Here is a 13709-nt window from a genome sequence, read left to right as displayed (position 1 = left end):
TATAAGAAGCTATTTCTGAAAAGATTCTTGAAATTTACATTGAAATTTCATTGCATTTTTGATAAAATCGGATTTATCGGTTAGTATCAAATTTTTACTTACTAGGAGTAGTTGAAAAGATGAAAAAGAATGAACAAACAATAGCAAGGATGTTCCTATTATCTGTCGTAACAATCCTGCTGTTTACCAATGGCCTTGCAGTTTATGCTGATGATATTCAGCCAGATACTGCCAATGTCAGTCAGGAAAGTCCTGCGGGTGATTTAAACCAGCCTGCTTCTGATCAGTCACAGGCTGAGGCTCAGATTCAGGAACCCCAAGCTTCTCAAACAACCGCCGAACCTAATATGGAACAAAATAATGATAAGCAGGCGGTGGCAAATGATACAGAGTCTGCAGCAAATCCAAGTCAGAATACAAATGGAGAAAGCCAAGCGGCTGTTTCTGCGTCTGCTAAACCTAAGGAAGAAACTTCTCCTGCTTCAAAACAGGAAAACAAAGAGGATCAAGCCTCTGTAGCTAAAAGCCAGAAAGCTCCTGCGTCCTCCTTTGGAGTACAGGCTCAGCAAACAGCCGCAGCCCAGACCAGTACAAGTGCTGTCAAGCAAGTAGCAATGGATAAGGCGGTCTATCAGCCCCAGGAAGCTGTTCATTTAAACCTAACTTTTCAAAATACAACAGCTCAAGCTCAAAATATCACAGCCTCAGCCAATGTCTATTCTCTTGAAAATAAATTAGATAGTTATCATTATACAAAATACCTCCTGCCTGGTGAAAGTTACACGACTAAAAATGGTGAGCTGACAATACCAGCCGGTTCTCTGGCCAATAATCGCGGCTATCTGGTAACGGTCCTTGTAACAGATCAAAACAAAAATGAACTAGGCCGCAGCAATAAAGCTATTGCTGTTGAGACAGACTGGCGTACTTTTCCGCGTTATGGTGTGATTGGCGGTTCTAGCAAGCATAATAACAGCATTTTAAAAGAAGATTTACCTGATTATCAGATAGCTTTGGAACAAATGAAGCATATGAATATTAATTCTTACTTCTTTTATGATGCCTATAAATCTGCGACGGATCCCTTTCCAGATGTTTCGCAATTTAACCAAAAATGGAACTGGTGGAGCCATTCAAAGGTAGAAACAGATGCTGTTAAAGCTTTAGTCAATCGTGTTCATGATTCAGGAGCTGTTGCCATGCTCTATAATATGATTTTGGCGCAGAATCCCGATGAAAAAGCTGTCCTGCCAGAATCTGAATATGCTTATAATTATGACAGCAGTGATTTTGGTCAAAGCGGACATGTCATGACTTATTCCATTGATGGCAAACCTTTGCAGCATTATTACAATCCATTGAGTACTAAGTGGCAGGATTACATTGCCAATGCTATGAAAGAAGCTATGAAAAATGGTGGTTTTGATGGCTGGCAAGGCGATACTATCGGTGATAACCGAGTGCTTGATTATAAAAATAAGGATAATAAAGAAAATCCTTTCATGCTTTCAGATGCTTATGCCAGCTTTGTGAATGCTATTAAAGAAAAACTGCCAGATTATTATTTCACACTTAACGATATTAACGGTGAAAATATTGAAAAACTCAGTTCTAGTAAACAAGATATTATCTATAATGAGCTATGGCCTTTTGGCTCATCTGCTTTAAGCGGCCGTTCTCAAAATACTTACGGGGACTTAAAAGCACGTATTGATCAAGTTCGTCAGGCAACAGGAAAATCTTTAGTTGTTGGTGCTTACATGGAAGAGCCTAAATTTGATGAGCAAAGAAATCCACTGAATGGAGCTGCACGTGATAGTTTAGCTGCAGGCTACTATCAAAAAGATGCTGTTCTTTTAACAACCGCTGCCATTGCAGCAGCCGGCGGCTATCATATGTCTTTGGCTGCTTTGGCCAATCCTAACGACGGTCAAAATGTCGGCGTTTTAGAAACAGCCTATTATCCGACACAAAGCCTTAAAGTTTCTGATGAACTGAATCGTAAAAATTATGACTATCAGCAGTTTATTACGGCTTATGAGAATCTTTTAAGAGACAAGGTCGAAAATGATACTGTTTCAGTTAAAACTTTTAATGCTAATGGTCAGCAAGTTTCTTTGAATGATACAGGGGTTGAAGGAAATCAAGTATGGACCTATGCTAAAAAAGGTTCGGATTTCAGAACGATTCAATTACTTAATCTGATGGGAATTACACCGGATTGGAAAAATGAAGAAGGCAGCGAGAATAATAAAACACCTAAAGAACAAACTGATTTAGTTGTAGATTATCCCTTAAGCGGCGTTTCTTTGGCAGAAGCGAACCGTTTGGCCAACCAAGTCTATATTACTTCGCCAGATGACTGGTTAAAATCCAGCATGATGAAAGTCAGTGCGAAAGTAGATACGGATGCTGCCGGCAATCCTGTCCTTCATATTCAAGTTCCAAGACTGACACTATGGGATATGATCTATATTGCCGAAAAAGTCAAACCAGAAGAGCCCAAAACACCAGAAACACCTGATCAGCCGCAAAATCCTGAAAAACCGGCTGACCCAGCTAATCCTTCTCTTCCAACACCGAAAACACCAGAAGTCCCTGTTCAGCCTGAAAGGCCACATCCTACAGAGGAAAAAAAGGATCCTGAAAAGGTTAATAAGATAAGCGAAGAAAGACCAATTCCTCAGCCAGTTTTTGAAAAAGCAGATCACAGTTCTGCAAAACCGCTTGTATCAAATCCCAAACAAGAAAATGAGCTGCCTCAGACAGGAGACAAAAAGCGCTCAAGCCTTTTAACCGCTGTCGGAGCAGGTGTTATCTTGATAGGACTAGCAGGTTTCTTAAGCTTAAGACACAAACGAAAATAAAAGTGTGCAAAAGATCATATAATACAAGAAAGAATCGCTTTTCTAAAATACAAGGTCATTAAAAAACGAGCCTCTCTTTATTTGGACAACGAATAAAGAGAGGCTCGTTTTTCTTAGCTCTTCATATGATTTACTGATCATTATAACCAGCCTTTTCAATAGTCAGTTGCTGATAAGCTAACAAAAAACAACCTGCTTCTTATGGTATGGGGAGGCAGGCTGTTGTTTAAATAGTTTATGATGGTGTCGTCTATCGATAGTAAGTCTATTATATCTTTAATCATGCTGCCGTCTGGCAAAATCAACAAAGCGGAATTTTTCGAGTTTGTGCCGGCTTTCTGTAAATTGAAATTGCTGCTGATTACTGAGATAAACTTTGGATTTAACAGAGACAACATGGTTTTCAGAGTCTAAATCAAGTAAAATTTTGTCCCTGTCGGTAATCTGATCAATGGTAATTTCCTTTTGGGCATAGGCAATTTCAAGGTGAAGCTGATTTTCTAAATAAGCATAAATTGAGGTCTTTGCAACCTCCCGGCTTATCTCTGGGACAAAATCTTTTAGCAGGTAATCAATATCAAGGACTGAAGCAAGTCCTTCAACAATACGCTGCCGAGTTATGCGCCAGACTAAACTTTGGATGGGAAAACCGGTTAATTGACTAACTTTGGCATCAACGATGAGTTTATCGATAGCAATGACATTGGTCTGTGAATCGATCTTTAAATTTTCCGTGACTTCCTTATAGCTGGTTAATTCGGAGACAGGAAAGTTAATATGCTCATGCTTAATAACCTTTGAGCCAATCCCTTGCATTTTTCTTATCAGACCTGCCTTGTTTAAAAGCTTGAGAGCTTTTCTGACGGTATCTCGGCTCACTTGGTAAGTCTGGGCGAGTTCAGCTTCGGTTGGTAAGTACTCTTCAATGGCATAGTCGCCTTTATTGATTTTATTTTCTAGATCTTTATAAATAAGCTCATATTTTTTCATTTTTTTACCTTGTCTAATAAAAAGCATACAACTGACTTTAGTTTAACAAAAAGTTTATTTTTTTACCATGAAGGACTTGCTTACAAGCTTGCAATCGTTTACAATTAAAGTAAATAAATCTTAAGGAGGTCTAGGGGGACCTAGAAAGAGCTTATGGGAAAATTTGAAAAAGACGCCAAAGTACTGTTAGATGCTATTGGCGGAAAGGAAAATGTCTCTGCGGTTACGCATTGTGCAACACGTATGCGTTTTGTTTTAAATGACGAAAAAAAAGCAGATGTTAAAACAATTGAAGCGATTCCTGCTGTTAAGGGAACCTTTACCAATGCAGGTCAGTTTCAAGTTATTATCGGCAATGATGTGCCTATTTTTTACAATGATTTTACAGCAGTTTCAGGTATTGAAGGCGTTTCAAAAGAAGCAGCTAAATCTGCTGCTAAAAATAATCAGAACCCTGTACAGCGCGTGATGACTTTATTAGCAGAAATATTTACACCGATTATTCCTGCTATCATCGTTGGGGGTCTTATTCTTGGTTTCCGTAATATTATTGATCAAGTGCAGTGGGGCTTTTGGGGCGGTCAGACGATAGCTCAGCATTCTCAATTTTGGAGTGGGATCAGTGCTTTTTTGTGGCTGCCAGGTGAAGCTATTTTCCAATTCTTACCGGTCGGTATCGTCTGGTCTGTCAGCCGTAAAATGGGAACCAGCCAAATTTTAGGGATTGTTCTTGGGATTTGTTTGGTATCGCCGCAGCTGCTGAATGCTTATGACGTTGCTTCGACTCCAGCAGCTGAAATTGCTAAAAAATGGGTTTGGGATTTTGGTTTCTTTACAGTTAGGCGTATTGGCTATCAAGGTCAGGTCATCCCAGCTTTGCTTGCCGGACTTTCTCTTTCCTATCTTGAAATTTTCTGGCGCAAAAGGATTCCTGAAGTGGTCTCCATGATTTTTGTTCCTTTCCTATCTCTTATTCCAGCCTTGATTTTGGCACACACAGTACTTGGTCCGATTGGCTGGACTATTGGACAGTGGATTTCAACGATTGTCTATGCAGGTTTGACGGGTCCTGTTAAATGGCTCTTTGGTGCTATCTTTGGAGCCGTCTATGCACCATTTGTTATTACAGGTCTCCACCATATGACCAATGCTATTGATACCCAGCTGGTAACAGATACAGGGGGAACAGGCTTATGGCCGATGATTGCTCTGTCCAATATTGCTCAAGGTTCAGCTGTCTTTGCCTACTATCTGATGAACCGTCATAAAGAAAGAGAAGCTCAAGTCTCACTCCCAGCGACGATCTCTGCTTACTTAGGTGTAACAGAACCGGCTCTCTTTGGGGTTAACGTCAAGTATGTTTATCCTTTGGTAGCTGGAATGATTGGCTCTTCTATTGCCGGCTTTTTATCTGTTACCTTTAATGTAACAGCCAATGCTATAGGTATTGGAGGCCTTCCAGGCATATTGTCTATCAAAGTGAAATATATGCTGCCCTTTTTCTTTATCATGTTAATCGCTATTGCTGTTCCGATAGCCTTGACCTTCTTCTTCCGCAAGGTTGGTTTTCTGACTAAGGCAGAAGATGAACTGATGGTTGATTCTCAGGACGAAGCACTTGCTGTGGCTGAAGAAAAAGCTACTGTACAAGTAGGAACAGTGGCTGAGGTTAAAAGTCCTTTGACTGGACGGGTAAAAGCTTTGTCTGAAGCAACAGATCCTGTTTTTGCCCAAGGTGTTATGGGACAAGGTGTCGTTATTGAGCCAAGTGAAGGACTTCTGACGGCTCCTGTTGATGGTGTTGTCTCTGTCCTTTTTCCGACAAAGCATGCTGTTGGTTTGATCACTGATCAAGGATTAGAATTGTTGATGCATATTGGGATGGACACAGTCAATCTTGAAGGCAAAGGGTTTGAAGCCCACATTAAGCAAGGAGACAAGGTAGCAGTAGGGGATAAGCTGATTAGCTTTGATCGTGATGTCATTAAAGAAGCTGGCTATATTACTGAAACCCCTGTTATTGTAACCAATCAAGAAGATTATCAAGTGGATACCGCTGAGCAGCTCCCACATGAGATCAAACGCGGCGATGCTCTTTTAAAAGCCAGCAAAATTTAAAAGCAAAAACAAATTGTAAGAGGCTAAGACAAAAGTCCCAAGCCTCGTGTATTTTTAACGTTTTACTTGCAAGACGCAGTGGTTGGTTGGATATTACTGTACAAGTGATAGCGGCTATCCTAACCAACTGTGCGGAGATGGGACAGAAAAATCAAATTCTTCGAATGGTTGATTTACTGTCCCATTCTCTTTCTTACTTATTATTCAGCAAGGAGTGTAGTATATGACACTAGATAAGACAAAAGTGGTTTACCAGATTTATCCTAAATCTTATAAAGATACGACAGGCAATGGTGTTGGAGATCTTCAGGGTATTATCGAAAAACTGCCTTATTTACAAGATTTAGGCGTGGATGTCATTTGGCTTAATCCTTTTTATCCAAGTCCTCAGCGTGATAACGGCTATGATGTTTCTGATTATACAGCAGTAAATCCTTTGTTTGGGACGATGGCCGATTTTGAAGCTCTTGTCCATGCGGGGAAAGCATACGGCATTGAGCTTATGCTGGATATGGTGCTTAATCACTGTTCAACAGAGCATGAATGGTTCCAAAAAGCACTAGCAGGAGATAAATTTTATCAAGATTTCTTTATTTTAAGAGATCAGCCGACAGATTGGGTTTCTAAATTTGGCGGCAGCGCTTGGGCACCTTTTGGAGATACAGGCAAGTACTATTTACATCTTTTTGATAAAACACAGGCCGATCTAAACTGGCGCAACCCTCATGTGCGCGAAGAACTATTTAAAGTTGTTAATTTTTGGCGTGATAAAGGGGTTAAGGGCTTTCGCTTTGATGTCATTAATCTGATTGGCAAAGATGAAGAGCTTAAAGACAATCCTAACTTTGATGGTAAACCAGAGTATACGGATAAACCGATTAATCATGACTATCTTAAAATGCTAAATAAGGAAACGTTTGGCCGTGATCAAGACAGCATGACGGTAGGAGAGATGAGTTTTACAGATATTCCTAACTGTGTACAGTATAGTAATCCTAACAGCCATGAACTGGATATGGTTTTCAATTTTCACCATCTCAAAGTAGATTATGACAATGGCCAAAAGTGGACACGCAAGACCTTTGATTTTGAAGAGTTAAAGACACTTTTCCACACATGGGGAGAAGGAATGAGCCAAGGTGATGGCTGGTCTGCTCTTTTTTGGAATAATCACGATCAGCCGCGAGCACTTAATCGCTTTGTTGATATCAAAAACTTCCGCAATGAAGGCGCTACGATGCTTGCAGCTTCTATCCATTTATCTCGTGGGACACCTTATATTTACATGGGAGAAGAAATTGGCATGATTGACCCAGATTATACTTCCATGTCGGACTATGTTGATGTGGAAAGCCTTAATGCCTATCAAGAGATGTTAGATAAAGGAAAATCTCCTGAGGAGGCCTTTAAAATAATTCAGGCCAAATCAAGAGATAATTCCCGTACGCCAATGCAGTGGGATAATACAGCAAACGCAGGTTTTTCTACAGCCAAGCCATGGCTGAAAGTAGGCAGAAGTTATCAGCAAATTAATGTTGCTAGTGAAAAGCAGGGTAAAATATTTCCTTTTTACCAAAAGCTGATCCAATTGCGAAAAGAAATGCCGTTGATTGCTGAAGGAACTTACAAAGCAGCTTTGTCAGACAGCACTAAGGTCTATGCCTTTGAGCGTAAATGGCAGGATCAAAAATTACTCGTTCTTAATAATTTCTTTGCTGAGACAGTTGAGTTAGACTTGCCAGCAGCTTATCAAAGAGGGACTGTTCTCATCAGTAATTATGAGGAAGATGCCTTGATAGATAAGATTCTTTTAAAACCTTATCAAACAATAGCTATATTAGCAAAAGTATAAGACAAAATAGCAGTACTAAGAAAGAAGCAATAGGTACTATACCTATCGCTTCTTTTTATTTTAGGTTAAAAGAAGGTTACACAGTATGAAAAATTAGGATTTTATAAGGCTTTTTGATAGAATGAAAAAAAGAAGGCAAAACACTGATCTAGGAATGACTGTTTTTATAAAAGGAGAATTTATGAAAGTAAACCGTTCTATAGAGTTAGGGGAACTCTACCGAGAGCTGAGAATCGCTAGGGGACTTAAACTGAAAGATGTAGCAAAAGACAATCTGTCACTGTCGCAATTATCAAAATTCGAAAATGGACAAAGTATGTTAGCTGCGGATAAACTGCTCTTAGCTATTGAAGGCATCCACATGACTTTTTCAGAATTTAGCCATGCCCTAAATAATTATGAAGAACCGACATTTTTTAAATTGGGGAAGAAACTTGTAGACCTTCAGTCTAAGCAAGATATCAAGGGCTTAAAAGAAGTTCTCAATACCTATGGTCATTATGAAAGTTTTGATACTTATAATCGTTTAAATCAGTTAGTTATTCGTGTGGCTATTCATACTCTGGATAATAGCTATGTGATATCAGATGAGGATAAAGAGTTTCTCACAAATTATCTTTACAGTATTGAAGAGTGGACTGAGTATGAGCTTTATATTTTTGGTAATACCATGATTATTTTATCAAATAATGACTTAATCTTTTTGGGTAAATCCTTTATAGAGCGTAATAAATTATATATTTCCATTCCGATTAATAAGAAAAATGCACAAATTGCTCTTTTAAATTTAATTATGATTTTGATTGAGGGAAAAGAACTTTACCATGCAACCTATTTTATAAATCACTTGGAAAAATTGTTGACATACCAAGATATGTTCGCCACAGTATTTTTAAATTTTTTGAAGCAAATGATTGCTTATCTGCAGGGAGAAATAAAAGATACATCTGAATTAGAGCGTTATATTGATATGGTTGAGAAGTTGGGCAATCCAACAATGGCTATGTTCCTCAGGGTAAATCTAAAGCAATTGCTGCCAAATCATTAAATTAAATATTTTAAAAGAGTTTGGGTCAGACATCCATGATTGCTGCGCCCTCACCCACAGAAGCATGAAAGAGACAAAGCCCTCATCTAGGAGTGTAATCTAGATGAGGGCTTTGTGGTTGATACGTTTTTGAGTAATCATCTCGAGAGACAAACTAATCCCCTCTATCGACGAGCACCCCAAAATATCGCCTTGTGCATGAGTATAAAAATCCAACAATGTTATCGGTAGACAAGCTCTCTAATTTTATAAATGGAGGGAATCACAATGGACGTTCTCTATCAATCTTGTGCGGGCATTGATGGCCACTAAGCTACTGTTGTTGTCTGTGTTCTGCATGGGCCGCTTACTTCTACTCGTCCAAAACGTGAGATGGCTCAGTTTGATACAACGACAAAAGGATTAAAAAACCTGTCATGATTTTCTCAGTCAGTTTCATATAGAAGCCGTCGGCATGGAAAGCACAGGGGGTTACTGGAGACCTGTCTGGCATGAACTCTGTGATAATTTTAGCACTTAATCAACATTATGCAAAGCAATATTTTATTTATATGAGTAAAGAATTAACAAAAATTTCCATGGCATCCGAAGTAAAATGTACTTAATATAGATATCATAGAGATAATGAAATATAATTTTCAATAATTATTAATTTCGATGATTATTATAAATTCGCAAATCTGAAAATAAATAAAAAATAAATTTCAGATTTGCGAATAATGAATTTTTAATATTTTTACAGTTATAATAATAGTAGGAGGTTATTCTATATGGCTCAACGTATTATTTTATCAATTTTTTGTCTACCACTTCTTTTATTGCCTGCTCTACTATAAATTTTTGTAAATTGCTTCTTTCTTACTTGCAGGGGGAGCTGTCTAATAAGGCTAGGTTGTACCATTATATTGAAATGACTGAAGAATTGGGCAATCCAACAATGGCTATGTTTTTTAGAGTAAATTTAGAACAAATAGCACTAGAAACATTTATAATGTTACTGATATTTTTATGGAAGTTTTTAGAGGAGGCAATATGCCTAATACATTTTGGTTTATTGTTCTTATTTTAGTTATAAGTGGATCGTTTTCGGCAACAACTTACAGAAAAAATAAGAAAAATAATGACAAAAAAGGTACATAATCTTGATGATATTAATTGATTTGTAAAAATGATAAGAGTAAGTCAAAAGACCACTAAGAAAAATCTTAATGGCCTTTTTTGGAGTTATTGCATGAAAGGTTTTTTTGATTAAATAAGTGATAGTAATAGCCAGAGGAGTAGAATCCCAAGTGTAACTAATCTTTTTCGCATAAATATTTCTCTTTTACTATTTCTATTATAGCAAATAAATAAGTGGAAACTCTCTATTTGCAAATATGCAAATTATAATAATCATGGAATCTGATGGTAAAATGATGTTATCAATACAAAGTTGACAATTGGCATAAGAGAATTATGCTATTATAAGTATTCGTTAGCAATTTCGAGGAGGTAAATATAATATGTCTTTTACATTTTGGCTTCTTATTTTTCTTGCCATTTTTGGCGGAATATTTGCAGTTGATGATTCATTCCATAAAAAGAAAGACAAAGATACTAAAAAGAAAAATAAAAAATAAATACTCAAAGTACGGTTTAAAGTAGTTTAGTGTTATTTTGTATACTAATCAGGATACTAGCTCCCCGTCTTCAAATCTTCTTGCTGCGGTTAGGATCCAGATTATATTCAAAATCATATTATGCTTTGCTCCTTGCTAAATGGGATATTTTACAAAAAACTGCTTATTTAAAGACTTTACAGGCTTCAATGACAATGGGGCTTACTTTAATTTCTGGCTTTTTGCTTCTCTTTCAAAATATCTCAGTAAGGTTTCAAGAAGATAGTGCTACAGAAATGAAAGTATCCATTTTGTCCTTTTTAGCAGCACCAATTATAGTGATTTTAGCAAATGCCGTCTCTCTTACTATTTTAGCTTCAAATCAAGATAAAAGAGATATTCAACAATTGCGTACCTTGGGAGTTTCCCGAAAAAATATGATTCTGATTCATATGGCTGAAAGTTTTCTTCCTACTCTTTTGGTATTTGTGACCTCTCTTTTATTTAATCTGATTGTTCTAGTCATGGTATTATATGGTGTTCATTTATTGGGTTATAGTATGCTGGATTATACAGCTGTTTTCTCCATTTATTTACTGGTTTCAGCTGTATTATTTGTCTGAATTAAGATGAAAAAGATTTTTGTTTTTGTATTACACTAATGAAAAATTAAGCTACTTAAATGTGCTGCAAGCTATCAAGATCATTAGACAAAAAAGCCATTAGAACAGTGACCTAATGGCTTTTTTGAAGCAGTATGAAAAAAAGAATAACCAATTTTCTCTTACAATAAAAACAGTACAAAGAAAATCAGCAGTCAGAGAACAAATGAAATAGTGTGTCTTATCATAAGTTCTCTTACTATTCATTATAGCAGATAAAAACCCTAAATTTTATTATTCGCAAATCTGCAAATAAATAACTAAAAATTTTCATATTGGCAAATTTCTGGAAATGCTAATATTTTATGATAGGGTAAAGAAATGCTATAGTTAGTTGCATCTAATCACTTTTTCGTTTTCGTTAAGGAGAGCAACTATCATAGATTTTAGGAAGGATTTGTTGTGCTGTCCTTAGAAAAATTAAAATTAATTGGTGAGTGATAAAGTATTATAAAATTTTTAGACCTATAGAAATGGGATTAAAAATAGTTTGGGCAAAGTACTAAATGAACAATCTAGAATATCTGTATGATTTTTTGCAGGTGTTCTCTTTATCTTAAAGTCTAATACTGTTTTAATTAAACTTTTTTGCTACAATAGAAGGCATATAGAAATGGAGAATGTTATGGTACGTTTACAAGATGATTTTTATAAGGCGGTCAATGGCGAGTGGGAAGAGACAGCTGTCATTCCTGAAGATAAACCGCGGACAGGAGGCTTTTCTGATTTGGCTGACGAGATTGAGGATTTGATGCTTGCAACTACAGACAAGTGGCTGGCTGGGAACGATATTCCTGATAACAGTATTTTGCAAAACTTTGTGAAATTTCATCGTCAGGTGGCAGATTATGATAAGCGCGAAGAAGTTGGAGTAAAGCCAGTACTTCCTCTCATAGAAGAATATAAGCACCTCACTTCTTTTGCAGATTTTACTTCAAAAATAGCTGACTATGAAATGGCTGGCAAGCCTAATCTGCTGCCATTTGGTGTGGCTCCGGATTTCATGAACGCTCAAATGAATGTTCTTTGGGCAGAGGCACCAAGTCTTATCTTGCCAGATACCACTTATTATGCTGAAGATAATGAAAAGGGTAAGGAGCTGCTTGCTAAGTGGCGTGCTATGCATGAGGAGCTTTTACCTAAATTTGGCTTTAAAAAAGAAGAAATTAAGGATCTTCTAGATAAAGTGATCGCTTTAGATGCAAAACTAGCTCAGTATGTCCTCTCTAGCGAAGAATCTTCAGAATATGTGAAGCTTTATCATCCTTATGATTGGTCTGATTTTACGACATTAGCGCCCGAGCTGCCTTTGGATGCGATTTTTACACAAATTTTGGGCCAAAAGCCTGATAAGGTTATCGTTCCTGAAGAGCGCTTTTGGACGAAGTATGCCAAAGACTTTTATTCAGAAAAAAACTGGGAATACCTTAAGGCTAGCTTGTTGCTTTCTGCTGTTAACAGCTGGACTGCTTACTTAACAGATGAGATTCGGATTCTTTCAGGAAGTTACAACCGTGCCCTTTCTGGAACACCTAAGCCTATGGATAAGAAAAAAGCTGCTTTTTATCTAGCTCAGGGTCCTTATAATCAAGCCTTAGGTCTTTGGTATGCTGGTGAGCGGTTCTCTCCTGAAGCTAAGCGAGATGTGGAAGCTAAAGTGGCTACTATGATTGAGGTTTATAAAGGGCGTTTAAATAAGACGGCTTGGTTGGATTCAGAAACACGCGCCAAAGCCATTACTAAACTGAATGTCATTACTCCTCATATTGGCTATCCAGAGCAGCTGCCAAAAACCTACCGCCAAAAGATTATTGATGAAAATCTTAGTCTGGTGGAAAATGCTCAGAAGCTCAGTGAAATTTCAATAGCTTATGCCTGGAGTAAATGGAATAAGCCTGTTGATCGCAAGGAATGGCATATGCCGGCTCATATGGTCAATGCTTATTACGATCCGCAGCAAAATCAGATTGTCTTTCCGGCTGCTATTTTACAGGCTCCGTTTTACTCATTAGATCAAAGCTCATCTGCTAATTACGGTGGTATTGGTGCTGTTATTGCCCATGAAATCTCTCATGCTTTTGATACTAATGGGGCTTCTTTCGATGAAAATGGGAGCCTTAATAACTGGTGGAGCGATGAGGATTATAAGGCCTTTAAAGAACGAACGGATAAAGTTGTTGCACAATTTGATGGTTTGGATTCCTATGGTGCTAAGGTTAATGGTCAGCTGACCGTTTCTGAAAATGTCGCAGATTTAGGTGGTCTGGCTTGTGCCTTGGCAGCGGCTAAGAAAGAGGCTGATTTTTCAGCACGTGATTATTTCACCAACTTTGCTAGAATTTGGCGAATGAAAGCCCGCCCTGAGTACATGCAGATGTTAGCAGCTGTTGATGTTCACGCACCGGGAAAATTACGGACTAACGTCCAAGTAGCTAATTTTGATGACTTTTTCACAGCCTTTGATGTCAAAGAAGGGGATAACATGTGGCGGGATGAAGCAGATCGCATTATTATTTGGTAGTTGCAGCTTTTAAAGAATTAATAAAAACGCTTGAAATTGTTTACTTCAAGCGT

The 13709-nt window shown here is 37.7% G+C and carries 7 protein-coding genes and 1 pseudogene; 7 read left to right on the top strand and 1 reads right to left on the bottom strand.

Annotation, left to right across the window (positions count from 1 at the left end):
• The first annotated feature begins 119 nt into the window (after window positions 1-119).
• Entirely contained in the window at window positions 120-2867 is a 2748-nt protein-coding gene (locus STRMA_RS07020) for a glycoside hydrolase family 66 protein (RefSeq protein WP_003082485.1), read from the top strand.
• A 276-nt stretch (window positions 2868-3143) separates the two neighbouring features.
• On the opposite strand, the gene treR is transcribed toward STRMA_RS07020, so the two are convergent.
• Window positions 3144-3857, bottom strand: a complete 714-nt coding sequence (gene treR, locus STRMA_RS07015; RefSeq protein ID WP_040841624.1) for a trehalose operon repressor — start codon at window positions 3855-3857, stop codon at window positions 3144-3146.
• A 153-nt stretch (window positions 3858-4010) separates the two neighbouring features.
• Between treR and treP the strand changes: the two genes are divergently transcribed.
• The 6 genes and pseudogenes from treP to STRMA_RS06990 all read left to right on the top strand — a co-directional run bounded on the left by treP (window position 4011) and on the right by STRMA_RS06990 (window position 13656).
• Entirely contained in the window at window positions 4011-5975 is a 1965-nt protein-coding gene (treP, locus tag STRMA_RS07010) for a PTS system trehalose-specific EIIBC component (protein WP_003079208.1), read from the top strand.
• 223 nt (window positions 5976-6198) lie between these two features.
• On the top strand, window positions 6199-7827 hold the full coding sequence (gene treC / locus STRMA_RS07005) for an alpha,alpha-phosphotrehalase (protein ID WP_003078767.1): 1629 nt from the start codon (window positions 6199-6201) through the stop codon (window positions 7825-7827).
• 181 nt (window positions 7828-8008) lie between these two features.
• The gene (locus STRMA_RS07000; protein ID WP_040841621.1) at window positions 8009-8875 is read left to right on the top strand and encodes an Rgg/GadR/MutR family transcriptional regulator; all 867 of its coding nucleotides are present in this window, start codon (window positions 8009-8011) and stop codon (window positions 8873-8875) included.
• A 267-nt stretch (window positions 8876-9142) separates the two neighbouring features.
• A pseudogene (locus STRMA_RS09920) lies at window positions 9143-9386 on the top strand (IS110 family transposase); the annotation flags it as partial.
• Window positions 9387-10688: 1302 nt separating this feature from the next.
• Window positions 10689-11096 (top strand): FtsX-like permease family protein, encoded by a 408-nt coding sequence (locus STRMA_RS06995; RefSeq protein WP_142743720.1) that lies wholly within the window; start codon window positions 10689-10691, stop codon window positions 11094-11096.
• 664 nt (window positions 11097-11760) lie between these two features.
• Entirely contained in the window at window positions 11761-13656 is a 1896-nt protein-coding gene (locus STRMA_RS06990) for a M13-type metalloendopeptidase (RefSeq protein WP_040841860.1), read from the top strand.
• Window positions 13657-13709: the final 53 nt, after the last annotated feature.

Source organism: Streptococcus macacae NCTC 11558 (assembly GCF_000187995.2).
Classification (GTDB): Bacteria; Bacillota; Bacilli; order Lactobacillales; family Streptococcaceae; genus Streptococcus; species Streptococcus macacae.
This window is presented reverse-complemented; position numbering and strand designations above follow the sequence as displayed.

Excerpts from the sequence above, each read along its gene's own strand:
- STRMA_RS07020 (WP_003082485.1), top strand. The coding sequence starts at position 120 with ATGAAAAAGAATGAACAAACAATAGCAAGGATGTTCCTATTATCTGTC.
- treR (WP_040841624.1), bottom strand. The coding sequence starts at position 3,857 with ATGAAAAAATATGAGCTTATTTATAAAGATCTAGAAAATAAAATCAAT.
- treP (WP_003079208.1), top strand. The coding sequence starts at position 4,011 with ATGGGAAAATTTGAAAAAGACGCCAAAGTACTGTTAGATGCTATTGGC.
- treC (WP_003078767.1), top strand. The coding sequence starts at position 6,199 with ATGACACTAGATAAGACAAAAGTGGTTTACCAGATTTATCCTAAATCT.
- STRMA_RS07000 (WP_040841621.1), top strand. The coding sequence starts at position 8,009 with ATGAAAGTAAACCGTTCTATAGAGTTAGGGGAACTCTACCGAGAGCTG.
- STRMA_RS06995 (WP_142743720.1), top strand. The coding sequence starts at position 10,689 with ATGGGGCTTACTTTAATTTCTGGCTTTTTGCTTCTCTTTCAAAATATC.
- STRMA_RS06990 (WP_040841860.1), top strand. The coding sequence starts at position 11,761 with ATGGTACGTTTACAAGATGATTTTTATAAGGCGGTCAATGGCGAGTGG.